Source organism: Modicisalibacter luteus DSM 23508 (assembly GCF_000378505.1).
In the GTDB taxonomy this organism is placed as follows: domain Bacteria; phylum Pseudomonadota; class Gammaproteobacteria; order Pseudomonadales; family Halomonadaceae; genus Modicisalibacter; species Modicisalibacter luteus.
In genome coordinates, this window is sequence record NZ_KB899995.1 from 194937 (window position 1) to 220122 (window position 25186).

General features: G+C 60.5%; 27 protein-coding genes. 16 read left to right on the forward strand and 11 right to left on the reverse strand.

Annotated features, from left to right (window positions below):
* The first annotated feature begins 144 nt into the window (after positions 1-144).
* From F568_RS0111985 to F568_RS0112020, 7 genes are all read left to right on the forward strand, one after another.
* On the forward strand, positions 145-603 hold the full coding sequence (locus tag F568_RS0111985) for a hypothetical protein (RefSeq protein ID WP_019018972.1): 459 nt from the start codon (positions 145-147) through the stop codon (positions 601-603).
* A gap of 753 nt (positions 604-1356) precedes the next feature.
* On the forward strand, positions 1357-2118 hold the full coding sequence (locus tag F568_RS22840; protein WP_156817432.1) for a FadR/GntR family transcriptional regulator: 762 nt from the start codon (positions 1357-1359) through the stop codon (positions 2116-2118).
* Between the two features lie 334 nt (positions 2119-2452).
* Complete coding sequence (locus F568_RS0112000) at positions 2453-3412, forward strand: Bug family tripartite tricarboxylate transporter substrate binding protein (RefSeq protein ID WP_019018975.1); 960 nt, start codon at positions 2453-2455, stop codon at positions 3410-3412.
* Positions 3413-3516: 104 nt separating this feature from the next.
* Entirely contained in the window at positions 3517-5058 is a 1542-nt protein-coding gene (locus F568_RS22845) for a tripartite tricarboxylate transporter permease (RefSeq protein WP_019018976.1), read from the forward strand.
* Positions 5055-5510, forward strand: a complete 456-nt coding sequence (locus F568_RS0112010) for a tripartite tricarboxylate transporter TctB family protein (protein ID WP_019018977.1) — start codon at positions 5055-5057, stop codon at positions 5508-5510. The genes F568_RS22845 and F568_RS0112010 overlap by 4 nt, the downstream gene beginning before the upstream one ends.
* A gap of 39 nt (positions 5511-5549) precedes the next feature.
* The gene (locus F568_RS0112015; protein ID WP_019018978.1) at positions 5550-6713 is read left to right on the forward strand and encodes a mandelate racemase/muconate lactonizing enzyme family protein; all 1164 of its coding nucleotides are present in this window, start codon (positions 5550-5552) and stop codon (positions 6711-6713) included.
* Positions 6714-6743: 30 nt separating this feature from the next.
* Complete coding sequence (locus F568_RS0112020; RefSeq protein WP_019018979.1) at positions 6744-7811, forward strand: tartrate dehydrogenase; 1068 nt, start codon at positions 6744-6746, stop codon at positions 7809-7811.
* 207 nt (positions 7812-8018) lie between these two features.
* Here the strand turns inward: F568_RS0112020 and F568_RS0112025 are convergent, their stop codons facing one another.
* From F568_RS0112025 to F568_RS0112035, 3 genes are all read right to left on the reverse strand, one after another.
* Positions 8019-8555, reverse strand: coding sequence for a cytochrome b (locus F568_RS0112025; protein ID WP_019018980.1), 537 nt, complete (start codon positions 8553-8555; stop codon positions 8019-8021).
* Positions 8556-9441: 886 nt separating this feature from the next.
* On the reverse strand, positions 9442-9693 hold the full coding sequence (locus F568_RS0112030; protein ID WP_019018981.1) for a hypothetical protein: 252 nt from the start codon (positions 9691-9693) through the stop codon (positions 9442-9444).
* A gap of 102 nt (positions 9694-9795) precedes the next feature.
* Positions 9796-10002: a DUF3820 family protein gene (locus F568_RS0112035; RefSeq protein WP_019018982.1), complete on the reverse strand. Its 207-nt coding sequence runs from the start codon at positions 10000-10002 to the stop codon at positions 9796-9798.
* A gap of 391 nt (positions 10003-10393) precedes the next feature.
* On the opposite strand from F568_RS0112035, the gene F568_RS0112040 reads away from it, so the two are divergent.
* A complete protein-coding gene (locus F568_RS0112040; protein WP_026300511.1) occupies positions 10394-10774 on the forward strand; it encodes a histone-like nucleoid-structuring protein, MvaT/MvaU family in 381 nt (126 codons plus the stop codon).
* A 249-nt stretch (positions 10775-11023) separates the two neighbouring features.
* Here the strand turns inward: F568_RS0112040 and F568_RS0112045 are convergent, their stop codons facing one another.
* Positions 11024-11383, reverse strand: coding sequence for a hypothetical protein (locus F568_RS0112045; protein WP_019018984.1), 360 nt, complete (start codon positions 11381-11383; stop codon positions 11024-11026).
* A 448-nt stretch (positions 11384-11831) separates the two neighbouring features.
* On the opposite strand from F568_RS0112045, the gene F568_RS24990 reads away from it, so the two are divergent.
* Positions 11832-12143, forward strand: coding sequence for a hypothetical protein (locus tag F568_RS24990; RefSeq protein ID WP_156817433.1), 312 nt, complete (start codon positions 11832-11834; stop codon positions 12141-12143).
* 54 nt (positions 12144-12197) lie between these two features.
* On the opposite strand, the gene F568_RS0112050 is transcribed toward F568_RS24990, so the two are convergent.
* From F568_RS0112050 to F568_RS24450, 4 genes are all read right to left on the reverse strand, one after another.
* On the reverse strand, positions 12198-13247 hold the full coding sequence (locus F568_RS0112050; protein ID WP_019018985.1) for a nickel/cobalt transporter: 1050 nt from the start codon (positions 13245-13247) through the stop codon (positions 12198-12200).
* Positions 13232-13894 (reverse strand): DUF1007 family protein, encoded by a 663-nt coding sequence (locus F568_RS0112055; RefSeq protein ID WP_019018986.1) that lies wholly within the window; start codon positions 13892-13894, stop codon positions 13232-13234. The genes F568_RS0112050 and F568_RS0112055 overlap by 16 nt, the downstream gene beginning before the upstream one ends.
* A 111-nt stretch (positions 13895-14005) precedes the next feature.
* Positions 14006-15349, reverse strand: a complete 1344-nt coding sequence (locus tag F568_RS0112060) for a PepSY-associated TM helix domain-containing protein (RefSeq protein WP_019018987.1) — start codon at positions 15347-15349, stop codon at positions 14006-14008.
* Positions 15350-15476: 127 nt separating this feature from the next.
* Positions 15477-15872 carry a DUF2946 domain-containing protein gene (locus tag F568_RS24450; RefSeq protein WP_083933030.1) on the reverse strand — a complete coding sequence of 132 codons (396 nt, stop codon included), beginning with the start codon at positions 15870-15872 and terminating at the stop codon, positions 15477-15479.
* Between the two features lie 203 nt (positions 15873-16075).
* Between F568_RS24450 and mntR the strand changes: the two genes are divergently transcribed.
* The 5 genes from mntR (at position 16076) to F568_RS0112090 (ending at position 20741) form a co-directional block, all read left to right on the forward strand.
* A complete protein-coding gene (gene mntR, locus F568_RS0112070) occupies positions 16076-16522 on the forward strand; it encodes a manganese-binding transcriptional regulator MntR (protein ID WP_019018989.1) in 447 nt (148 codons plus the stop codon).
* A 107-nt stretch (positions 16523-16629) separates the two neighbouring features.
* A complete protein-coding gene (locus F568_RS22850) occupies positions 16630-17658 on the forward strand; it encodes a metal ABC transporter solute-binding protein, Zn/Mn family (protein WP_019018990.1) in 1029 nt (342 codons plus the stop codon).
* Between the two features lie 10 nt (positions 17659-17668).
* Positions 17669-18469, forward strand: a complete 801-nt coding sequence (locus F568_RS22855) for a metal ABC transporter ATP-binding protein (RefSeq protein ID WP_019018991.1) — start codon at positions 17669-17671, stop codon at positions 18467-18469.
* Positions 18466-19611: a metal ABC transporter permease gene (locus F568_RS0112085; protein ID WP_019018992.1), complete on the forward strand. Its 1146-nt coding sequence runs from the start codon at positions 18466-18468 to the stop codon at positions 19609-19611. Before F568_RS22855 ends, F568_RS0112085 begins: the two co-directional genes overlap by 4 nt.
* Positions 19611-20741 (forward strand): metal ABC transporter permease, encoded by a 1131-nt coding sequence (locus F568_RS0112090; protein WP_019018993.1) that lies wholly within the window; start codon positions 19611-19613, stop codon positions 20739-20741. The genes F568_RS0112085 and F568_RS0112090 overlap by 1 nt, the downstream gene beginning before the upstream one ends.
* A 24-nt stretch (positions 20742-20765) precedes the next feature.
* Here the strand turns inward: F568_RS0112090 and F568_RS0112095 are convergent, their stop codons facing one another.
* Positions 20766-20981, reverse strand: a complete 216-nt coding sequence (locus tag F568_RS0112095) for a hypothetical protein (RefSeq protein WP_019018994.1) — start codon at positions 20979-20981, stop codon at positions 20766-20768.
* Positions 20982-21332: 351 nt separating this feature from the next.
* Between F568_RS0112095 and F568_RS0112100 the strand changes: the two genes are divergently transcribed.
* The gene (locus F568_RS0112100) at positions 21333-22487 is read left to right on the forward strand and encodes a glycosyltransferase family 4 protein (protein WP_019018995.1); all 1155 of its coding nucleotides are present in this window, start codon (positions 21333-21335) and stop codon (positions 22485-22487) included.
* A complete protein-coding gene (locus F568_RS0112105; RefSeq protein ID WP_019018996.1) occupies positions 22459-23025 on the forward strand; it encodes a phosphatase PAP2 family protein in 567 nt (188 codons plus the stop codon). Before F568_RS0112100 ends, F568_RS0112105 begins: the two co-directional genes overlap by 29 nt.
* On the opposite strand, the gene gpgF is transcribed toward F568_RS0112105, so the two are convergent.
* Positions 23026-24024 (reverse strand): glucosaminyl phosphatidylglycerol flippase, encoded by a 999-nt coding sequence (gpgF, locus tag F568_RS0112110; protein WP_019018997.1) that lies wholly within the window; start codon positions 24022-24024, stop codon positions 23026-23028.
* A gap of 4 nt (positions 24025-24028) precedes the next feature.
* Complete coding sequence (gene gpgS, locus F568_RS0112115; protein WP_019018998.1) at positions 24029-25147, reverse strand: N-acetylglucosaminyl phosphatidylglycerol synthase; 1119 nt, start codon at positions 25145-25147, stop codon at positions 24029-24031.
* Positions 25148-25186: the final 39 nt, after the last annotated feature.

A 25186-nucleotide genomic window follows, 5' to 3' on the forward strand; every position in this document is an offset into this window, starting at 1 on the left:
CAATCCAGGGTTCGCAGTGTCTTTCCTGATGCAGTGGCCATGCCTCGCCAACATGGCTAGTTACTGAAGAATCGATGCAGGGCGGATCGTAAAAGGCTCGGAACCTCTGTTAGCTTATTGTGATGGTGTCCTTGAGAGGCTGTTATGAAAGCTGCAGTACTGGTGGTTCTTGTCGGGCTTGCCGTTGCGTTATTCGCTTGGTTTCCCAATAAGGAAAATCCCGAGCAACCCAACATCGATAGCATGCATCGCCAAGCTGCTGTCACCGACGCTCGGATCGCCCTGGCCGGTTCACAAGCGGAGTGTATTGCGCTGGCGGACGGCGAGTATGGGAAGGCCGTGACCGAGTCCTTGAACTATGTCGGGCTGAAGCCTGATTACCAGCGTGTCCTTCAGGACGGGAGCGGAAGCCAGCCGGAGACACCAAGCGATAGCCAGCGCGAGGATCTTCGCGCCGAGTTCGATTCGATGGGCCATGCCGGGCTCGTGCTGCTCATGTGCCTGCGCCATCTGGATGATGAGGGTATCGTGCCGCTTGGGGAGAGCGTGCCTACCGTCGCCGAGCGGCTGTCTCGTCCTTCGGCACAAGGGCAAGGCGGTTAGTTTCTGCATGAGGCATGCGAAGGCTCGCCAAGCCACCATCCCCATGGACTAAAGACTAACGAGGCCGTTACGCCACTGCATCAAGCGGGGTTCTATGCTGTAGGTAGCTTCGTCTCGTTGGAGGCGGCAATGAACAGGCAGCTTGGTGCGGCGTTTTTGATCCTTATGGTTACGGGGTGTGCCTCATACCAGCGTCCGCACGACGATACGGCGGGATTCCAGTTGGCAGGGCAGGCGTGCCGGGATGAACCCATGAGCTTGGGCACGACGATGTTTCACGCTCAGGATGCCTCCTCCGTACGTATGGCCATCTTGGCCACACCTTCGGATTTCACTATGCGAAGTGCCTCCACGCCGGCCACGAGTCCGTTGCTGTTTCGACACCTCACCTCGCGCATGGCTTGTCTCGATTGAAAGCGGGGCCTCCTCCATTGATGTGCCTGGGCATGAAGGTGGCAACCCTCAAAACAATGACGAGAATCATGCTTGGGCTCGCTTGCCGGCCGGCCAGGACTGATTCTAGATTACAAGTAAGCCAGCAGACCGATACCGCCATGGCAGTTCCCGTTCCAGCACTATTCCATGGATGGAGTAGCCGGTACGGTACTGCTGGCTGTAATGATACGTCCTATGAAATTGCCCCCAGCTGAGAAGCTCGGGGCTTTTTGGTGTTTCAGGCTGGCGCGACGGCAATCGCTCAAGCAAGGCGAAATGCGTTATGTTGGTAGAGTGCTTTCGTTGCCGAGTCGCTACATGACAAGCAAACCACGCCCTGACCACGCCTGCTCGAACACCGCAGCCTTACCTCAGTCTGACGACGCCTCGAAGACGCAGGCGCGCCCCACCAAGCTCAGCGATCGCGTTTATGGCGACATCGTCGAACGCATTCTTCAGGGTGAGTACGGCGAGGGTGATCGGTTGCCTTCCGAGACGAAGCTGGCCGAGATGAACCGGGTCTCCCGCCCCATTGTCCGTGAGGCCCTGTCCCGCCTCAGGGAGGATGGGCTGGTGCGTTCGCAACGGGGCGCGGGAAGCTACGTCGAGTGCCGTCCGGATCGCGCCATGCTGGACTTCGCCCCGCTGGAAAGCCTGGCGGATATGCAGCGCTGTTTTGAATTCCGCGCGGCACTGGAGGGGGAATCGGCACGCCTGGCAGCACAGCACGTTTCTCCCTCCTCTCTCAAGGAGATCGAACGGGCACTGCAACGTCTCGAGGAATGCATCCAGGCCGGCGAGCTCGGTGTCGATGCAGACTTCGGCTTTCATCTGGCCATTGCCGAAGCGACCAACAATCGCTTTTTCACCGATACGCTGCTGTCCCTGAAGCCGCAGATCAATTTCGGTCAGAACCTGGCGCGCAACCTGGGGTTGCGTCGCCCCGGGCAGCATTTGCCCGAAGTCCAGCAGGAGCACGTTAAAATTCTTCAGGCCATTCGCGAGGGCGATCCTGAACGCGCGTGCCAACGCATGCGTCAGCACATCGGAAATTCTCGACGTCGAGTATTCGAAGGGTAAACCGACGGTACTCAGGCCTGTTGTCTGATATCCGGTATGACAAGTTTCGTTGCTGATTCGCCGACATTTAATAGAACAATAAAATACTCATAATCAATTATATAGCTATGTATATAGACCGTATTTTTTAGGCTTACTCCTGCCGCTCCGACTAATGTCTATACACTCTGAGTGGACAGGTTTTACAAGTTGGCTAGCTTTAAAAGGTGAGGTACGTGTTCAGGCTGTCCTGTCGGGAATGCGTATATCGTTTTGTCCGCTCAAACCATGCCGGTGACAAGAACAATCGAGCGGACGAAGTCGCCAGACCACAAGAATACCAAGGAGTACGCCAATGAAACTCGCCACGACCCGCTGGGTAGGCTCGCTGTCTATGCTGGCCGCCTTGGGCATGCCCGGCATCGCCTTTGCCGAGTACCCTGAACAGCCCATTACCTACACGATTCCTTTCGATCCGGGCGGCGAATCCGATGTCACGGCGCGCTTCCAGGAACCCCATCTGGAAGAGATTCTGGGAGTCGACGTCAACGTGAATCATCGACCCGGGGGCGGTGGCGCCGTCGGCTGGAGCGAATTCCAGAACAACGCCGAGCCGACGGGCTATGAAATGATCGGGGTAAATATTCCGCATATCATTGCGCAGCCCATCATGCGTGAGAATGCCGGCTACGAAACTGACAACTGGAAGATCGTGACCTTCTTCCACACGACACCCAACGCGCTGATCGTGCCCAAGGATAGTCCCTTCGAGTCGCTGGATGATCTGGTCCAGTATGCCAAGGAGAATCCCCAGGCGGTGACGCTGGGCGGCAGCGGGACGTTCAGTGCCAACCATCTGGGTGCCTTGCGCCTGGAGCGTGAAGCTGACATCGACGTGACCTACATTCCATTCACCGGCACGGGGCCGTTACCGGCGGCGGTCCAGGGCGGTCACGTCTCGGGCATCTTCAACTACTCCATGCTTGGCGTACAGATGCAGGATAACGCCCGCGTGCTGGCCGTGGCCTCGGAAGAGCGTGTGCCGGCCCTGCCGGACGTGCCGACCTTCAAGGAGTTGGGCTATGACATCGTCGGCGGAGCCTACCGCGGTGTCGCTGTGCCCAAGGATACCCCCGACGAGATCGTCAATAAGCTGGAAGAGGCATTTGCGCAGACCAACCAGCGTATCGCTGAAAAACAGGAGCCGCTCGGCTTCGTCATGACCGACATCACCGACGAGGAGGTGGATAAGATCATCCAGCAACTCAAGTCGGCCTACCAGCCCATTCTCGAAGAAGCCAAAGCCAACCAGTAACGCAGCGTGACGCGTCATGCGACCCTGTGGTCCGTCCGGGCTGCAGGGTCGGGTGCTGACCGGTCATCTGACGCGACCCCTCATGCATTCAGTGGAGTTGGCTTATGGACATGCTTCTCGAAGCGCTGCTTTCGATCCTGACGCTCGAAGGGCTGGTCACGATTCTGGCCGGGGTAACGGCGGGGCTATTCATCGGTGCCCTGCCCGGTCTCACGGCGACCATGGCCCTGGCGGTACTGTTGCCGTTCACCTTCACGATGTCGCCCCTGCAGGGGTTGATGGCGCTGGGGGCGGTCTATATGGGCGCCATCTACGGCGGGGCCTTTACCGCCATCCTGATCAACACGCCGGGGACGCCATCGTCGATTGCCACGACCTTCGACGGCTATCCCATGGCTCGCCAAGGACGTGCCTACGAGGCACTGGCCGCTGCCACCATCGCCTCGGTCGTTGGCGGTATCGTTGGGGTAACTTTTCTATTGCTGTTAGCGCCGCCGCTGGCGCGAATGGCCGTGGTGTTCGGGCCGGCGGAGATGTTCTGGGTGGCAATGCTGGGCCTGACCCTGGTTGCCAGCCTGTCCAGCGGTTCGCTACTCAAGGGGTTGCTTGGCGGTTGTATCGGCATGTTGTTGAGTACCATCGGGGTCTCGCCGATCGGTGGCGAAACCCGCTTCATCTTCGGCATGCCGGCCCTGCAGGGTGGGATCGAGCTGATCGTGGCCTTGATTGGGCTGTTCGTGATTCCCGAGTTGATCTCGATGGCGGCCCAGGGACGGGGCGCCCTGCCCGAGAGCGGCAAGCTGCAGGGCGGCGCCGGCTCCGCCGTCATGCGGATGGGCAAGCATGTCTTCAGCAAGCCCATCAACCTGATTCGCTCCTGCATCATTGGCCAGATCATCGCCATCATCCCCGGCGCGGGGGGTAACGTCACCAGCCTGGTGGCGTATAACGAGGCCCGGCGTTTTTCGAAGGACCCGGCGTCGTTCGGCAAAGGCAACGTCGACGGGGTGATCGCCTCGGAATCAAGCAATAACGTCATGGTGGCCGGCAGCATGGTGCCCCTGCTTACCCTGGGCATTCCGGGGGCGCCACCGGATGCCATCATTCTCGGGGTGTTGCTCATGCATGGCTTGCGTCCGGGGCTCGATCTGTTCACCCAAACCGGGGTGCTGACCAACGGCTTCATCCTCTCGATGGGCTTTGCGGCGCTGTTCCTGCTACCGGTCGGCTTGATGGGCGGCCGGTTGATTCACCGCATCGTGGTCAAGACGCCGTTCTATTTCCTGCTGCCCAGCATCGCCATGGTCACCATTCTGGGAACCTATGCGCTGCGCAACAGCATGGTCGATGTATTCATCATGCTGCTGCTGGGCACAGTGGGGTATTTCCTGCGCCTGATCGGCATCCAGGCCGCTCCCATCGTGCTGGGCATGATACTCGGCGTCATCGCCGAGAAAGGCTATGTGCAGACCATGCTGGCAGCGGTCGTGGACCCGATTCCTTGGCTGCGGCTGGTGTCCAACCCCTTGTCCATCGTCCTGGCCTGCCTGGTAGTGCTGAGTGTTGCGACCACCTTGTTGCCTGGCTGGCTGGAGCGCAGTGGGCGCATGGCCAAGGTCGACCGCGACGAGGAGCAATCGCCATGACCCTGCGACTCAATACCGATCTTGCGTCGGGCCTGTTCGGCCTGCTGTTCGCCGCCCTGTTGTGGTTTCCCCGCGAGGGTATGGGACGACTGAGCATCATCTTTCCCCGCGCCATTCTGGTCATCACCGTGGTGATTTCCCTGGCCCTGATAATCAAGGCCTTTACCAAGCCGGCGGCACGTGAAGTGCATATCGAAGGCAGCATGCGCCGCCTGGCCGTCATGGTGGTCGTGCTGTTCGCCTGGTGGTACGCCATCGGCCTGCTGGGTTTCCTGCTGGCCACGGTCATCGTCTTTTTCGGCCTCGTCTGGTACCTGGCGCGCATCGAAGGGCCGGTACCGGCGCGCCGTCTCGCCCAGTGGGTGCCGATTGTTGCCGTCCTGATCGGAGTGTTCTACCTGGCATTCACCCAGGTGTTGAACGTCAGGTTGCCGTCCGGCATCTGGTCGTGATCGTTCAATAACAACAATGCCTCAAGACAAGGAACAAACATGCGAATTACCGACATCAAGGAGGCGCGGGTCTCGATCGCGTCCGATATCGCCAATGCCTACATTTCCTTTGCCAAGATGGATGTTTCCATCCTGGCGATCTACACCGACGTCAAGGTCGATGGGCGGCAGGTGGTGGGGTACGGCTTCAATTCGAACGGGCGTTATGCCCAGAGCGGTCTGCTTCGGGAGCGCTTCCTGCCTCGCCTGCAGGAGGCCGATTCCGCCTCGCTGCTGGACGAGAGCGGCCGCAACCTCGATCCGTTCAAGGTCTGGGCGACGGTAATGGCCAACGAAAAGCCGGGCGGCCACGGCGAGCGCTCGGTGGCGGTGGGTGTCATCGACATGGCGATCTGGGACATCGTCGCCAAGGTCGAGAACAAGCCGCTGGCGCAGCTATTGGCCGAACGCTTCGGCGATGGCGAGGCGGACCGCCGCGTCTCGGTCTATGCCGCCGGAGGATATTACCATCCCGGCAAGGAGATCCGTGGCCTTCAGGAAGAGATGCGCGACTATCTGGCGATGGGTTACGTGGCCACCAAGATGAAGATCGGCGGTGTGCCGCTGGAAGAGGACCTGCCGCGTGTCGAGGCGGCGCTCGACGTGGTGGGGGATGCCTCGCGCCTGGCGGTGGATGCCAACGGGCGCTTCGATATGCAGACTGCGCTGCAGTTCGCCGATGGCCTGGCCCCCTATGGGGTGCGTTGGTATGAGGAGGCTGGTGATCCTCTCGACTATGCACTGCAGCGCCAGCTATGCGAACACTATGCCGGTCCGACCGCCACGGGGGAAAACCTGTTTTCCCATCAGGACGTGCGCAACCTGTTGCGTCATGGCGGCATGCGCCCCGATCGCGACATCCTGCAGATGGACCCGGTACTGTCCTACGGGTTGGTCGAATACTTGCGGATGCTCGACGAGCTGCGTATTCGGGGCTGGTCGACCCGTCAGTGTATTCCCCATGGGGGCCACCAGTTCGCCCTGAACATCGCAGCCGGCCTCAAACTGGGCGGCAACGAATCCTACCCGCGCGTCTTTGCGCCTTTCGGCGGTTTTGCCGACTCCACACCGGTCGAAGAAGGGTTCGTCGCCATCCCGGACATGCCGGGTATCGGTTTCGAGGACAAGGCCGAACTCATGAAAATCTTCCACGCCCATCTTTGAGTCAGGGCCCAACGGTAAAGGATATTTACCATGCGACACCACAAGATCGCCGTGATCCCTGGCGATGGCATCGGCGTCGAAGTCATCGAAGCGGGCAAGCAAGTCTTGCAGGCGTTGGCGGATAGAAGCGGAGAGCTAAACTTCGCCTTCACCGACTTCCCTTGGAGTTCCGAGTATTACCTGGAGCACGGTCACTATATTCCCGAAGGCGGACTGGACGAGTTGGCCCGGTTCGATGCCATCTACTTCGGCGCGGTAGGCAGCCAGCAGGTTCCGGATCATGTCTCGCTCTGGGACTTGCGCTTGGCGATATGCCAAGGCTTCGACCAGTACGCCAATGTTCGTCCGGCCCGGCTGTTGCCTGGGGTCAATAGCCGGCTGCAGGGCGCAGACAAGATCGACTGGGTGATCATTCGCGAGAACAGCGAAGGCGAGTATTCCGGCAATGGTGGCCGGGTTCATCGTGGCCTGCCGGAGGAAATCGGCACCGAAGTGTCGATCTTCTCGCGAAAGGGTGTGGAGCGCATCCATCGCTTCGCCTTCGAGATGGCCCAGAGTCGCCCGCGCAAGAAGCTGACCCTGGTCACCAAGTCCAATGCCCAGCGACACGGCATGGTGCTGTGGGATGAGGTGTTCTTCGAGGTTGCCAGAGACTACCCCGAGGTCGAGACCGACCGGGAACTGGTCGATGCGGTGACCACACGCATGGTACTCAAGCCGGACACGCTGGATACCGTCGTGGCGACCAATCTGCATGCTGACATCATTTCGGACCTGGCCGCGGCGCTTACGGGCAGCCTGGGGATCGCGCCCACCGCCAATCTGAACCCCGAGCGAACCTTTCCCTCCATGTTCGAGCCCATTCATGGCTCGGCCTTCGATATCGCCGGGCAGGGTATCGCCAACCCAGTCGGGGCCTTCTGGACGGCCGTGATGATGCTGGAGCATCTGGGCGAGACTACCGCAGCCGAGCGGCTCATGGCGGCCATTGAGCGGTTGACCCGTTCCGGTGTTCATTCTCAGGACCTGGGCGGCACTGCAACAACCCGGGCGCTGACCCAGGCCATTTGTGACGATATACGACAGCAGGATGGTTAACGGATGGCTCGCTTGGTGAAGGTGGCATGCCCCCGGCCGGCGTAACGACCAGCGATGTTGGAGATGTCCCGGGCTGACAGGTAGCTTCGGCAATGGTCCGGCGGTCTACAACCTGTTCAATGAACAGGCTTCTGACTATCAGCTCATCACGATCAAGCCTGCCAGGCGGCAGGCTTGATCGGTTTCATTTGACGAAAGCCACCGCCTCTATCGTTTGCCAATCATCCTGCGCAACACGTCTTCATCGCCGGGACGCCGACGATGAACCAACGTCATGAGGATGTGGCCCAGAATCAGGGCGAGCAATAACCAGCCCAACCAACCATGGAAGAGGCTGGCTGGGGCTTCCATCCATTCGATGGCTTCTCCATCGAAGCCGGGCATGAGAGGCAGGCCGAAGGGAGAAAACTCACGCCCGGAGCCGTATTGCCGCATCAGGGCGATGACGGGGATAACGACGATTAACGCATACATGGCCAAATGGCCGATCTTGGCTGCTGCGCTCAGCGGAGCCGGCCGATGGCCGGCATTGCTGAGCGACCAGGCGGCACGAATAGCGACCAGAACGAGAAGCAGCAGCCCAAGCGGTTTATGCGTGGCCCACAGAAAACTGTCGAGCGGTGAGTCTTCGAAGAGCACCCGCGCGCCCGCTGTGGCGAACTGCCAGGCAATCAACAACGCCATACCCCAATGCAGAGCACGGCTGACTGTGCCGTAGCGATCCCCCGAATCACGTAGCTGCATGACATTTCCTCCTCAAGCAGGCCGGTCTGGCCCTGGCTGGTCACCTACGTCTTTTATACCCAAGTTGTGTACTGCCAGCCTACTCCAAGGGATTGCCGTTTGAGGTGGGCCAAAGCGAAAGCCACACTATTTGCATCTTTCTGAGGGCCGGTTTCGGTGGGCGCCTATCGCTCGGCCAATGGGAAGCGCTGTTGCATCACGTGGTGACAAGAAAATGGGCCACATCGGGTGGCCCAAGGTACAAGGGGAACTGGGGTCGCCTCATCGAGGCAAGGAATGCTTATCGAACATCACGCTCAGCCGGTCCATGGAAACACAAGCCCCTCGAAATGCCTTCTCGAGTCTGCCTGCTCCCTGGCAGGGCTTGCCGGGTATCCTTACCCGAACTGCATCCGTTTTGACCAAGCATTTCCGTTGGCGAGAGCCACTCAATAACGGAAAGTGAGTAGCCGCCAGTCGGTTACGTTTGGGTTTTAGCCAGAATCATGCCGAATTAGTGAATTAATAGTAAAATCAGTTGGTTATGTAATTTAGCGGAATGGCGCCGGGAAAGATCCTGAGTATGCTGCTATCGAGATCGGCAATTAGTGTCGCCATTTGGTTACGCTAATATAAGATTTTAAGAAACTATTAATGGAAAACAGTCATTTGCTGTGTCTCCATATACTTACATGACGGCCTTTTCTGAAAAATAAAGAAATAAACAGTTTTATTGGATCACAAAAGTGCCGCCGACAAGGGCTTGGCGTTATCGACCTGGCTAGCGAACAAGCGATAGCCATCGCAGGATATAGACCTGCGGGGACAGCGGCTGGACTGATCGATGTGCGGGGAAACATACATTGGCCCGAGGCCAGCCTTGACTGTGCCTCGGAGCCGCAAGAAGTTACATCATGAGTAGGTTCAGGACGTCTTCATCATCGGTCGTGAATGCATCGCAGCCATCCTGGCAGACGAATTGAAACTGGCCGCTGACATAATTCACGGGACGCCCATCCGTCGTCGAGAGTTGGATCGGCCCGAGTCGATAGGCGGTCTCACCATCTGGCTGGGCATCTTCTGTAAACTGAAGAAAAGCGACCAATGTGACAGGCTCGCCGCGCTGACTTGTAGCGGAGAATTCGAAGGCCTCGAACATGGGCTCCTCCGTTCGCTGGCTTGTTGGTTTTGTTTATCTACAAGGTAGCACAAGGATGGGGTACGGCATGCCTATCTACTGGAAGTACTCCTCTGATGCTCTTTAGCGCAACGGCTCTAGTAGATCATTCAGGCCGTTATGATCGATCTCATGCATCAAGGCCAGCAACTTGCCGAGCTCTCCCGTGGGAAAACCCTCGCGAGCGAACCAATTGAGGTAGGGGCCGGGCAGGTCGGCCAACAGGCGCCCCTGGTACTTGCCGAACGGCATTCTCCATTCCACCAGCTTCTTGAGGTCGTTGGGATTCATCGGGCTCACTTTGGGGTTAAACGTGGCTGCAACGATACCGCACTCGTTAGCCTGCCGAGGAGACTTGCCTGCAATATATCAATGCGTAGTGCAATTGGCAGTTAACCCACCGCCAGATGCGGTAACCACAGGATGTTAGGTTAAGGCGCAACGTTAACATGGGTAAAAGCCCTGCCGGAAATCACCTGTCGTAGCTGCTGCTTAGAATGCTAACGAGCAAATTGCGTTTATTCATTGAAAGGATAGTTTTCAGCCAACGGGCGGGGCTGGGATCAAGTGATACGGCTACCTAGAATAGGCAAAGACTCTGAAGTGCTTTTCTTGTTGGCTGCGTTATTGTTTATCTGTTATATTTCCCGCAACTGATTTGAATTCATCAAAGGGTAAGTAAATGTCATCGACTTTGCAGAAGTATGTTGAGAAAGAACGTCTATTGAAGCAACTGAGCGAAGAGCTCAAGCAGCTTGAAGGCGATCAGGGCTTCCAGCGTGAGCTTGAATTCAAGAACAAGCTCGAAGCACTGATGAAAGATTTCGACAAGAGTGCTGCCGACGTTATCGAGCTGCTTCAGCCCGGCAAGCCGGCGGAAACTAAAGTATCCCAGCCGGCAAACGGCGGCGGACGCCGCAAGCGTCGACTGAAGATCTACAAGAATCCTAACACTGGTGAAGTCGTGGAGACCCGCGGCGGCAATCAGAAGACTCTCAAGGCGTGGAAAGAAGAGCACGGCGACGAGACAGTCGAGTCCTGGTTGGTTCGTATTGAAGAATAAGTCTGTCGCTACTAAGCGATAAGCAGCGACCGGTCCTAACAGGATCGGTCGTTTTTTATTAGCTTAGTTTAACCCCATAATAGTCTGGCAACGGTAACGTAAGCATATCAAGCATTCTTGATCGCGCTGGGTGCTGCCTGAGGGATTGCCTGACCTCGAAGGGATTATCCAAGCATGCGACACGAAACGTTAGAGCGCGGATCCTTCCAATCTGGGGCTCAACGCGCGGACATAACGCAAAATCGCTAACTATAGTTTATCTATAGAATAGACGTACCCAATGATCGGATAGCCGGCCTTCTTGGCTGCTTTCTCGGCATCTAGGCGGGCTTCTAGCTTCGATAGCTTATCGGACTTGTACTCAAACATTTCATCAAGAGCAATTTGTTTCCTGCGCACCGCCAAGCGTACGATATGGCCGGTCTTGAAACTGTCGGAAGAAGAGACTGGTTGAGAGCGAGAAAGCCTAGGCCGCTCGAGTTTCTTTTCCTTCACGTTCCTTTTTCCAAACTGCTCCCTGGCGTGCTCAACGGCTTTATTCTGACGGACAATAAAGTCATCCCGTGACGAGATCAGGGCATCTTCGAAGTCTTTGAAGTTTTCGCTCATGGGCTCTCCTGCGATGGCTCTGGGCAAGCCATTCTAGCAGCTATTTTGACAGCGTGAACGATATCGGGTTCGCGCGTAATGGTAAGGCTTACAGTACTCATCGATACTGTGTGTCATACATTAGCAATATGCCAACGTTATGCTTCATTCACTTGCTCGACTGACCTTCGCACAACAGGGCAAGTGGACGTTGAAGCCGGCCTTTGGCCGGCTTCGTTCGTTTATACCGCCTGCTCCCGGGAACATTGACAACTGCGTCTTGCCCGTCTGTTCTGCAATATCCCGATGCATGATGCCAGCGCTGGTAAGAGGGCCGAACATGCGAGACGATCAACAGCGGATAGCATATAAGGCAGACCATACGACAGGCGGCTGTCGACTAAAACATAGCGCCAAGGTCTTGCGTGTCTTTTCGTATTCCAGTCTTTTGGTAAAGGTGGCCGTATGCGTGTTCGTCCTGACCGGCTTTGACGCCATGATAACAGTCGCTCAGGCTGGCCCGGAACAACCGTCTGCTGGTTTCAAGGATGACGACTCATCGCGCCCCGGGGTGCGCCGCTATGGCCCCCAGTACGATGAGCGGCGGTATGGTCCCGAAGCCGATAGCCGGCGTTACGGTCCTCGCTCCGACGCGTTGCCTGATTCACGGTGGCGTAGGCCGGATGCGCGTGAGCCTGCAAGGAATCATGTGTTTCCTTCGGAGTCGCGTGAGCCGCCCGAGCGCTCCGATACCGGAGACGGTTCGGAGCGGGATACCTGAAGAGCAACATGTTACTTATCAGGTAGTAGCTTGGGCAGGCTGTGTCGTTAAGGCTTATCTCAGCGCGCCCTGCAACCCCGGTCCGGTCATTTCTGGAGTACTGAGCAGCAGGCCGAGACCCAGCGCCAGTATGAGAATACCCCCGCAAAGTGCGAACCCATGGCCGGCCAGGGCTTGCCAATGCGGTGTCGTACGCGACAGCAGGCGCGTCGCCCGCTGTCGGGCGAAGACGGCGAACACGGCCAGGCACGACGTGGTCACGGCCGTGCCCACCGACATGGCGAGCACCGCCAACACGCCGGCCCACCAGTACCCCAGCAGGCTGGACACGCCGAGTACCATGACCGCACCGCTACAGGGCCGAAGGCCAATGGCCAACAGGGCGCCCAGGCTTTCCCTGGCATCGCGGGTAACCCCAGGATCGATATGGTGATGACCACCACAATGCTTGCATGCCGTGTCGGCATGGGGGGCAGTAGACGTCAGCATTGGGGCAGCATGGGAGGCGCTGTCCATGCCTTTGAAAGCCATGCCATCAAATGCCAGGGAAGACGCACGAGGTTCGGCGGCGTCAGACTTGCGCGGTAATCGGTCGAGGCTGCGCTTGAGCCGGGTCAGGGCGCGCCAGGTCAGCCAGGCGCCAAGCCCGGCCAGGACGACGAAGCTAGCCTGTTCGAGAAGCCCCGTCTGGGCCATGGCTTCACGGGTCAGCAGGCCCATCCCCCATACCATGACACCGACGAGTAGAATCGCCACCAGGCCCTGCAACAGCGCGGCGGCCACGGTCAGCACCAGGCCACGGCGCAGAGCGGTGGGATGCGACAGCAGGTAGGCGGTGATCACGGCCTTGCCGTGACCCGGGCCAAGGGCATGAAACACGCCATAGCCCAGGCTGAGCGCCATCAGGCTCAGGCTGGTATCGAGCGATGGCTGACGCGACAACGCCATCGTCGAGAGTGTCAGGCCGCGATGCAGCTCACGCTGCCAATCGTGTGTCTGTGCCATGATGGCCTGAGCCAGAACCTGCCCGGTGTCGGTCATGGTCAGCAGAGCCACCCCCAGCAGGGGCAGAAGGGCGATCAGTACGGCTAGCGGGCGGGACATGTCACTTCTCCGGTTTCCGCAAAGAAATGCCCCAGCCCGCTTGGGGCGGTGGCGTCCCTGTCCAGCGCTGCCGCGTCGGCGACCCGCTGCGGGTCAGGGGCCGCGGCGATGACGCGGCTGGTGCAGTCGGTGGGGGCGTTGTACAGGTCAATCGGTGTACCGATGTCCTGGTCGTACAGAAACTCGATGTAATAGGTGTCGTCGTAGATCTGCCAGGTAAGCGGCGAACCCTCAAGCGCCAGTGGTTCGGCCAGTGGTACCACGAAGCGGAATGTCAGGCGGTGGTCCTCACCCTGGCGAATGGTGTAGTCACGCAGGTTTCCCAGCGCGACGTTGTCTCCAGCATGCGTGACATGAGTCAGGTAATGCTCGCCACGCAGGTTGTTGGCGATTTCCTCGCCGAGCATGTCCAGCCGTTCTTCCATGCTCTCATCGCCTTCCGCCTGGGCCAGTTCTTCGGTCAGCGTCAGGCTGTAGAACGGGTCCATCTTCCAGACCTGCTCCAGGGCGATAACGTGCGCTTGGTCATCGAAATGCAGGATCACGCGGTAATCCACCCAGCCATGCGGGTGGGCCAGTGCTGTCATGGGCACGAAGCCAATGAGGGTAAGCCAGGGTGCGATATATCTAAACAGACGAGACAGCATGGGGACGTTCTCCAGGCAATGCCAATGAAGCAGGCCCGGGCCGCTCGCTGCGGGCGGCCCGGGCGCGTCATACTTTACGTTCGTATGTGCCGATGGGCTATCCCCGAATCGTTAACTTGTAGTTCCGGCAGCGGGGCGCGCCGCCCGGTGACGGATTCCCGCATCGATCAACGCCATCACGATCATCGAGGCGCCTACCAGCGGAAAGATCACCCCACCGATGGCGAGCAATGCCAGGACGCCACGCAGCTTGCGTGGATCCTGCGGTGCCGGCGGTACACCGAGCCGTCCGCTGGGCCGGCGCATCCACCACATGACGCCCGAGGCCACGCACAGCAGTACGATTCCGGCGCAGGCCAACGCCAGCACGACCTGGTTGACGACCCCGAATTCCTGACCCAGATGGACATTGACGCCCCATTCGAGGGTACGGCCCAGCGGGCCATAGTCGGCATAACTCATATCGAGCAGCGGTTCGCCTGTGTACTGGTCGATATGAACGACCCGCTGCTGGCTGAGGTCGTCGGGGTAGATCGAGCCGGTGATCGCGTCGTCGGCGCCATTGGGTAGGCTGACCGCATAGCCTGGAGCCAGGCCCAGCGTATCGAACCGGGCAATCGCACGGTCGAGTCCCATGGCCGGGGCGTGACTCGCTGTTGAAGCGGGCAGTTGCGCCTGTTCCAGCGACCACGGAGTCAGCTCACGCTCGGCCAGCCGGGTATCCGACATCGGCACGTTGACGCGAACCCCGTCGGGGTAACCGAAATTATTGCCGTTGGCGATTTCGTTGACCTTGCTGCCCCATACCGTCGACCAGGGCATGCCGGTCACGGCCAGGAACAGGATGAAGCCCCCGACGAACAGACCCGTGACCGCATGCAGGTCGCGCCAGAACAGGCGCTTCGTCGGGCGCGAGCGTACCGTGACCACACCGCCGCGTTGGCCGCGCGGCCACCACAGGTAGATACCGGTCAACACCAGCAGAATCGACCAGCCGGCCACGATCTCGATGATCATGCTCGCGGCAGAGCCGAAATAGTTGAGGCTATGCAGGTGGCGTATCGTCCACATTACGCTGCCTCGATAGGGCAGGGTGCCGGTCACGTCGCCGGTGTAAGGGTCGACATAGACGGCTCGCTTGCCGCCGTCGGCAGTTCGGATGTCGACCTCGGTAGCCAAGTCAGGGGCGGCAGGTGTGACATAGCGGAACGCCTCGCCCGGCTGGGCCGTGAGTGCCGCATCCAACTGGGCCTGGGCCGAGACGGGCGCTGTCGACTGCGCTTCCACCTGCAGCATGTCAGCATACCACCACTGCTCGACCTCGTCCTTGAACAGGTACAGCGCGCCGGTGGCTGCCAGCAGTATCAAAAAGGGAAGGGCGACCAGCCCGGCATAGAAATGCCAGCGCCAGACGGCGCGGTAAAGATCGTTGGCGTCACGTCGGGTACGGGACATAAAATTTTTCTCACAAGACACGCTGGGCCTGTCGCCTAGCGGGTAGGTATGGGTGCCGCAGCCATGGGACCTGTGCGCAGGCAGACAGAGGCCTCACACACCGACAGCGGCGGGTCATCGTCGCAGCTCAACGAAAAATGGCTGGCGGCGCCCGGGACAAGGCATTGGGGAAGACCGCAAGGTGCCCATGTGCGGCCTGCGGTGAGGCCAGAGGCTGCCCGGCGGCCCAGAGGGCGAGGCGTGCCGCTGGCGTCAGCGCACCGGGAAGAACGGGAAAGTGCTGAAATAATGAACAATAGCCGCACTGCGCGTGCCAGCCGATTGCTTCCGAAAGGGGAGGATGCTGCGCAGATGTTGTCGCTGATGTCATGGCTGACCTCGAGGCATCTGAGTGAAGATGATGCCCCAGGTCATCGAAAGCGCTGAGCTGGCCAATGACCGGGCCGGTCACCAGCAGCAGCATGGCGATCAGCGCCAGTGAGACAGCGTGTCGGTAAGTCCGAGCATGGCGACGACGCGGCATGAGCAACCAACGCGATAGAAGAAAGCGCCATGCTATCCCAGGCGGGGTTTGGCGTATGCCTGGCCGCGTCAGTTTGACGCATTCCGAGCGATCGGCTGGTAACCACGATACGCTTCAACCTACCCTTTGAAGTTGCAATCCTCTTCCTCATGGGCATGATGGAGTTCGACCGTTCTTTCCCTGTTCAAGGTTGCTGGTAGCCAATGACCTCCCACTTCGATGCCAGTCGTGAATCCCTGATGGCGCCCGACAGTCATGTCGAGGGGTTCCGCAAAGCTCGGGATGCCCGTCGTACAGAGCTTTTCGAGGACTACGTCGAGCTGATCGATGACCTGATCAGCGATGAAGGCGAGGCACGTCAGGTCGATATCGCTCGGCGTCTCGGTGTGACACAGCCGACGGTCGCCAAGATGCTCAATCGTCTCGTCGAGGAGGGGCTGATCATCAAGCGCCCCTATCGCGGACTCTTCCTGACCAAAGAGGGAGAAAGGCTGGCAGCGGCGAGCCGCCGTCGCCACATGATCGTCGAAGCCGTGTTGTGTCGAATGGGGGTGAGCGCGGATACTGCCCGTATCGATGCCGAGGGCATCGAGCACCATGTCAGTAGCGAGACTCTCGCCGCATTCGAGCAATTCCTGAAAAAATCCTGAAGATACCAAGCCGCGCTGCTGGACGGAGAGGCCTTGACGCGAGGCGAGGTTTTGCCTAGCTATATAGCAAAGGCTATATAGTTTAGCCGGGGTCAGCTGGAGGAAAGATGAGACAAGGTTTGGTAGGGGGGGTATTGGTGGCCCTGCTGCTGGGGGCACTGCCGAGTCAGGCGAAGCCGGTAGCGCCACTCAAGGTTGTGACCACCATTGGCATGCTTGGCGACGTCGTCGAACATGTTGGTGGTGATTGCGCCGAGGTGATGGCCCTCATGGGCCCGGGTGTCGATCCACACCTTTATCAGGCGAGTGCCAGGGATGTGAATACCCTGCAGAAAGCCGATCTCATTCTCTATTCAGGCTATTCCCTGGAAGGCCAGCTCGGTGAGGTGCTGGAGCGCTTTGGTGAGATCAAGCCCACGCTTGCCGTAGCCCCCGCCTCCATTGACAGAGATACCTTGATTACCGTCCAGGACAGCTACGGCATCGATCCCCACCTGTGGATGGCCGCCGATCTGTGGGCACAGACCATTCCGACCATAACCGAGGCGCTGATCGAGCAGCGCCCGGGCTGCGCAGATACGATCCAGCAGAACGCCGAGGATTATGCTTCCCAGCTCGAGGCCCTGCATGACTGGATCCGCCGTAGCATCGCGACCATTCCCGACGAGCAACGCATTCTGGTTACCGCCCATGACGCCTTCAACTACTACGGGCGCGCCTACGGTATCGAGGTGGCCGGCATCCAGGGCATCAGCACGGAAGCCGAGACCGGGATTGCGGACATCCGCGAAATGGCCAATGTCGTCGTCGAGCGCAAGGTGCCGGCCATATTCGTCGAAAGCACCATCAATCCGCGGACCGTCCAGGCCGTGATCAACGCGGCGAGACAGCAGGGCCAGCCGGTATCGATCGGGGGGCAGCTCTACTCGGACGCCATGGGGGAAGCCGGTACGGCCGGCGGGACCTACCTTGGCATGCTCTATTTCAATACCCGCCACATCGTCGAGGCACTGGGCGGCAAGCTGCCTCCGTTGCCCGACGCCCTGAATGGCTGGGCGCAGCGGTGGGATATCGCCACCGATCAAACACATGAGAACGCCTCAGGACCTGGCGGCACGAACGGGGCGCATTCATAGGACCGTGAACATGGCAGAGCTGCACGAGCCGAATCTGGCGTTGCACGTCGAAGACCTGACCGTCAGTTACCAGAGCAAGCCGGTATTGTGGGACATCGACTTCGATGTTCCGCCCGGTGTGATGGCCGCCATCGTCGGCCCCAACGGCGCCGGCAAGAGCACGCTGATCAAGAGCGTGCTGGGGCTGGTTCCCGTGGTTGCAGGACATGTCACGCTGTTCGGTCGGCCCTACAAGGACCAGCGCCGTCGTGTAGGGTACGTGCCGCAGCGTTCCAGCGTCGACTGGGACTTTCCCACCACCGCATTGGACGTGGTCACCATGGGGCTTTATGGCCGCCTGGGGTGGCTGAAACGGCCGGGGCGGCGTGAGCGCCAGGAAGCCATGCAGGCGCTGGAAAAGGTAGGCATGCAGGACTTCGCGCAGCGGCAGATCAGTCAGCTGTCCGGCGGGCAGCAGCAGCGCGTGTTTCTCGCCCGGGCACTGGTGCAGAATGCGGATGTCTACTTCCTCGATGAGCCCATGGCGGGGGTCGATGCCACTACCGAAAAGGCCATCGTCGACATCCTGCGGCGGCTGCGTGACGAGGGCAAGACCGTGATCGTGGTACACCATGATCTGCAGACCGTGCGGACCTACTTCGACTGGCTGCTGCTACTCAACGTACGTGTCGTCGCCCAGGGCGAGGTCGGTGATGTCTATACCGCGGCCAATCTGCGCAAGGCCTATGGTGGCCAGATTGCCCTGCTCGACGAGAGTGCATTCCTGCCGCCGCAGGAGCGTGACGTGCCGGTGACCGAGAAGCTGCCATGACAATGCTCGACTGGTTGCAGGACTACACCATCCAGAACGTCGTGATCGGAGCGGCCCTGCTGGGCTTGATCAGTGGGGTGCTGGGTAGCTTTGCCGTGCTGCGCAAGCAGAGCCTGCTTGGCGATACCCTCTCGCATGCGGCACTTCCCGGGGTGTGCATTGGCTTTATCATTGCCGGTACCCGGAATATGGGCAGCATTCTGCTTGGTGCACTTGTCTCCGGGGCGCTGGCGGCGCTTTTGATGCTGGTTCTGACCCGCAACAGCCGGCTCAAGACCGATGCCGGGCTGGGCATTACGCTGAGTACCTTCTTCGCCCTTGGCGTGGTGCTGCTGACTTACATCCAAGGCATGAACAATGCCTCGCAGGGCGGCCTCGATTCCTTTCTGTTCGGCCAGGCTGCAGCGACCCTGCGTAGCGACCTGTGGATCATGGGGGGCATTACCGTTGCTGCCCTGGGGTTGGTGGCGTTGCTGTGGAAGGAGTTCAAGCTGGTTTCCTTCGACCCCGGTTTCGCGGCCTCGCTGGGCCTGCCCGTGGTCTGGCTGGATGTCCTGTTGACGGTAATGATCGCCTTGGCCGTGGTGGTAGGGCTACAAATGGTCGGTGTCGTGCTGATGGCGGCCATGGTCATCGCGCCGGCAGTCGCAGCGCGTCAGTGGAGTCACAGACTGGAGGGCATGGTCACGCTGGCGGCAGTCATCGGTGTGAGTGGCGGGATCTTTGGCGCCTTGCTGAGCGCCCTGTCACGCGGGCTGGCCACCGGACCGTTGATCATTCTCAGCGTGTCGAGCGTAGTTCTTGTCTCACTACTGTTCGCGCCGGAGCGCGGCTTCGTTTGGGAGGCCGTACGGCTTCGGCGCAGCCGCCGGCGTCTGCGCTACCAGCAGGTGCTGACTACGCTCTACCAGCTCGCCGCCGCCCATGCCGACTCCACCTACCGGTCCGGACAGGGCATGATCGATACCTATCATGGCATCAGCACCCAGCGAGCCCTGCACAAGCTGCACCGCCGGGGCTACGTCGTGCATCATGCGCCTCCCCCCGAAGAACCGAATACGGCGGGGCAGTGGGTACTGACGCCGGCGGGGCTCAGCGAAGCCGAGCGTATCCTCGAGTCGCTGGGGCGGGAGGAGCTCTGATGCTGGCCGCCTTCTTCGATAACATTCCGCTGATGATCATGCTGGTCGGCATGCTGGTGGGCATCGCCTCGTCATTGGTCGGCACGTTTCTGGTCCTGCGCGGTTCCAGCATGCTTTCGGATGCCATCGGCCATTCCATCGTGTTCGGCATCGTGATCGTCTGGCTACTAACTCATCAGCAAAGCGGCCCCATACAGATCGTGGGGGCGGCACTCACCGGCATTCTTACGGTGTTTCTGACCGAGCTGCTCATCAATACGCAGCGCGTGAAGGAGGATGCCGCCATCGGCCTGGTCTTCCCGGTGCTGTTCTCTATCGGGGTGTTGTTGCTCAACCTGTACGCCCGCGACGTGCATATCGATACCCATACCGTGCTGCTGGGCGAAATCGGCTTCGTGTGGCTCGACACCGTGACCCTCGGCGACTTTCGCGTGCCGATATCATTGCTCTCCATGGGTGGCATGACCCTGATCAACGGCCTTTTCGTGCTGCTGTTTTACAAAGAGCTCAAGCTTGCCACTTTCGACGCTCCGCTGGCGAAGGCGCTGGGCTTCGCACCCGGGGTGCTGTTCTATGCGCTGCTCATGCTGACCAGTAGTACGGCCGTGGCGGCGTTCGATGCTGTGGGCGCCGTGCTGTTCGTGGCCTTCGTCATCGTCCCTCCCTCGACAGCCTATCTGCTGACCAACCGACTATGGCTGATGTTCGTTTACGGCGCGCTGGTCTCGGTGCTTTCGAGTGTATCCGGCTACTATCTGGCGGTGATGTGGGATGTATCGATCGGCGGCATGATGGCAGTCATGACCGGGGTGTTCCTGCTGCTGGCCTTTCTGGTCGGGCCCCATTACGGCCTGCTTGCCCAAATGGCGAGGCGGCGGGAGCAACGGCGTATGAATGAGAATCGCACCCTCGCCGTCCACCTGTATAACCATGAGAGCGGCCCGGAACAGGCGGTGGAAAATGTCACCCGGGCGTTGCGCGAGCACCTGCACTGGGATGCCGCCAAGGCGCGACGCGTGGTTCAGAGGAGTCGCGAGCAGGGCCACATCCTGCAGAACGGGGAGTGGTTGTACCTGACCCCGGCCGGACGTGCCATTGCTCGAGAAATCCTCGAACCTACGCAGTTGTAATGGTCGTAACAGGTGTTCGACTGCTCACATGGGCTTGCCACGCGCACAGGATGCCGGGCGCAGCTTGTTGCGGCGTGCTTCGCCGAGCGCCAGTAGCCAGACGAGCGGGCCCGCTGCAACCAGAATGGGCAGGCCTGTCCACGTTCGGCAGAGATGGGCGATACGGCGTCGGGCACGTAGCCCCCGGGTGATGACGAAGCCGATATGGGCCCAGACGAGAAGTATGGGCAACACGCTCATGATGCTTCATGCCTCTTTGGTGTTGGCAGGGTGGTAGGCCGACGGGGCAGCGAACCGGATCCGGCTGCCGAGACCAGCAAATGATATTTCCCGTTATCGGCCGACTTGCCTGGAAATTAACCAATGATTTGTTGCTGGGCGTCGAAAGCTGTGCATGTCCGTTTTCCTTTATCTACCTCTGCAGCGTAACTGCTCCGGATGTCGAATCGATGACCGCGGCATATTTGGCGCCTCAATGAAATAGGCGCCGACAGAGCAAGCGTCATCGACTGTTCAACCGACTGTCGTTTCCTCGTCATGAAGTCCCGCGAAGCTGGGTGGTAAGCACAGCCAACGACGTGAGGACACGGCATGCGCATCGCCATGGTCAGCGAAACCTGGGCCCCGGATATCAACGGCGTAGCCCATACACTGGGCCACATCAGTCAGGAATTGATCCGGCGAGGCATGCAGGTTCAGCTGATTCGTCCAGCGCCGCAGGTGCCCTCCCGGGCAGAAGGCATTGAGCACGAGCTACAGGTTCGGGGAATTCGCGTGCCGCGCTATACGGACGTGCAACTCGGCGTACCGTCACGCCGGGCCATGGCCGCGCTATGGCGCAAGGCCCGGCCTGATATTCTCTATATCGCCACCGAAGGCCCGCTGGGCTGGTCGGCACTCAACCTGGCCCGGCATCTCGGCATCCCGGTGGTCAGCGGTTTCCATACCAACTTCGATCACTACGCCGGTGATTATGGGGTGGGCTGGATGAAACGGCCGGTATGTACGGTCCTGCGCCACTTTCACAACCGCACCCAGGCCACGCTGGTGCCCACCGCACAACGCGCTGCCGAGCTGAGCGCGATTGGTTTCAAGAACGTGCATGTCCTCGGGCGCGGGATTGACGCCGACCATTTTGGACCGCACCGACGAGACAGCGAACTGCGCCGTGCCTGGGGCGTGACCGAACATCAACCCGTGGCGCTGCATGTCGGCCGTCTGGCCCAGGAGAAAAACCTCACCCTGCTGGCGGAAACCTTCGAGGCCATGCAGCGTTGCCAGCCCGATCTTCTGCCGGTCCTGGTCGGTGACGGCCCCCAGCGCGCCGCGCTGCAAAAGCGCCTGCCCAATGCCATCTTCACCGGCTTCGTCGACGCCGACAGCCTGGCCCGCCATTACGCCAGTGCCGATATGTTCGTATTCCCGTCGCTATCGGAAACCTACGGCAACGTGGTCAACGAAGCCATGGCAAGCGCACTGGGCATCGTCGCCTTCGACTACGCTGCTGCTGCCGAGATGATCGAGAACGGCCGTAATGGGCTGGTTGTGCCGTTCGGCGACGACCGGGCTTTCATCGATGCCGCCGTTGCGCTGTGTCAGCAGCCGGTGCGCTATTCCCAATTGGGTAACGCCGCGCGGCTGCGCGTCGAAAGCCAACGCTGGTCGCACATTGCCGACCAGTACCTGGATATCCTGCGCCAGCTTCTGGAGACGGCCGATGGTAAACCGCAGCTTTCCCGTATTTGAACGCCTCGATCTGGTCGAGTGGCAGGCCTGCCGACGTCTGGCCCTGTTCTGCCACTACCGCCCATTGCTGGCCCTGCTGCGGCTGGCCAGCCGCTTGGGTGACTGGCCGGCATGGGTGTTGCTGATCGCCTGTCAGCCACTGATTCATGGCCATGCCGGCTGGCATGTCGTCGTGCAGTTCGCGACGACGGCCGTGGTCGGGATCATGGTCTATCGCCTGCTCAAGACGCGCCTGTGCCGCGAGCGCCCCTTCATTACCTTTACGGCGATTCCCTGCACGATGCCGCCAATGGACCGCTATAGCTTTCCCAGCGGGCACACGATGCATGCGGTGAGCTTTGCCACCCTGACTGCAGCGACGGCACCCTGGCTGCTGGCGATCATCGCCCCGCTGGCGCTGCTGATTGCCGCTTCACGGGTGGGGCTGGGATTGCACTACATGAGTGACGTGGCTGCGGGCGCCCTGCTCGGCCTGCTGTTGGCCAAGGCCAGCCTGTGGCTGTATCCGGCCACGCTGGTAACCGCTGTGCTGCCGTGACTAGCGGCGCCACGACAGGCGCCGGCGGAGAAGAAACTGGCGGTGGAACAGGCAGACGAACACGGGGGCGCCGGCCAGAAGATAGAAGTGGAAGGTCACGAAGCGCCAGATCAATACCGCCACGGAGGCCTGTGACAGGCCGATCAATGGGGTCAGCAGGGCCGTCGAGGCCAGCTCGGCGCCGCCCAGGCCGCCCGGCAGCATGCTGACCTGACCCGCCGCCATCGATAGCATCTGGACCAGAAACGTCCACGCCCAGGCCACGTCGTGACCGAGCCCCTCGATGACCAGGTAAAGCACGCTGTAGCGCAGGAGCCAGTGGCTACAGCAAAGCATGAAGACCAGCGCCAGCCGGCGGCGTGACAGGCCGAGCGTGGCAAGCAGGGCACGACGAAAGCGCAACAGACGGCGGGCCAGGCCGAAGCGCAGGCGCCAGGGCAGCCGTAGCCCTGCCAGCCACTGGCCGCTGATGGCCAGAAAGCGCGACGTATGGCGCAGCCATAGCCATGCCAAGGCCAGCACGATGCTGAGCAGGGCGATAGAGGTGCCGATCAGCCAGTCGAGGCGGGAATCGAGCAGAGCCACCGTGGCATACACGGCAACGAACAGCAGGGCGACAAGGAAAAATACCAGGTCGGTCAACTGATCGGCGGCGAAGACCGCCGTGGCGCGGGATGCCGGAACACCGCGACGGACCAGCAAGCCGTATAGGGTGATCGGCCCACCGCTGCCACCGGGCGTGGCGCAAAAGGCGAACTCGGTGGCCATGACAGTCGCCAAGGCCTGGGGTGGGCTCACGGCATGTGCATGTCCCGCCAGCAACAGCCGCAGACGCCAGGCATTGATGATCCAGCACAGCCCGATCATACCCAACATGAACGTCAGGTAGCCGCCCGGGAAGGCTAGCAACGTGCCCATCAGCGCCGGGCCTACGACCACAAAAGGGATGGCCAGGGCCAGGGCCAGCGAGACGGGCAGCAGCCACAAGGCATGCCGCATGGCGTCAGCCGTGTTGCTGGACGGAGGGCATCACGCTATCACCGAGCACGCTGCGATAGTGCCCAAGCAGCGTATCGACGACGGCGTGCCAGTGGTAGTGGCGCTCGACATGGCGGCGGGCATGACGCCCCATCGACTTGGCGTCGTTCAAGAATAGCTCCTGGGTCGCCTGGACCATGGCATCGGGGGAGTGGGGTGTACACAAGATACCGCAACCCAGCGGAATGTTCTCCTGCAGCGCGCCGGCGCGAACACCTACGACCGGCAAGCCGCTGGCCATGGCTTCCAGCGCTACTAACCCGAATGTTTCCCGGGTGCCGGCGTGGACAAGCGCATCGGCACTGGCGAACCAGCGGGCCACTTCATCGCTGTCGCAGTAGCGATTGAAGACGGTGACGTTGTCCGGCACGCGCCGTGGCATGTGCGGGCCCATAATCAGCAGGTGATAGCGACTGCCCAGACGCTGTGCAGTGGCCAGCAGCTCAGGAATGTTCTTTTCGCGTGAGTTTCGACCGGCAAACACCAGCAAGCGGGTGTTCGGCGACAGGCCCAGCATATCGCGCAGCAGAGGATCGCGGCGCCGGGGGTGAAAGGTATCCAGGTCCACGCCCAGCGGCTGCAGGTGCACGTTGGGTACACCCCATTGCCCGAGGCGCTCGGCCATCGAGCGGCAGGGGGCCAGCACGCGGTCGAAGCGGCTATAGAGATCAGCGACATAGCGTTCCAGACGACGCGCCACACCGGGGCCGAGTCGATCCCCCATCAGGCGGGGCAGGTCGGAATGATAGAAACCGATTACCGGCACTCCCAGATGCTGCCCGGCATCCAGCGCGGACCAGGCGGTCATGTAGGGGTCGCCCGCCTCGATCAGATCCGGACGCAGCCGTGTCAGCGCCTGTGCCCAGCGACGCCGGTGCAAGGGAAAGCGATAGCCCTGCCCGAAAGGCAGATGCATCGCCGGCAGTGTATGCAGGTTGCCGAGCTGCATGGCCTCGGCGCCGGGCACGAGCAGGCTGGCCTGCACGCCGGGCAACTGGGCCAGGCGACGATGCTTGGCTTGTAGATAGGTCCTGACGCCGCCGCTGGTCGGCGCATGAAACATGGTCACGTCGGCGATGTGCAAGGGCCGGTCTCCTGGAGGACATGATGCCTTCAGGCTAGT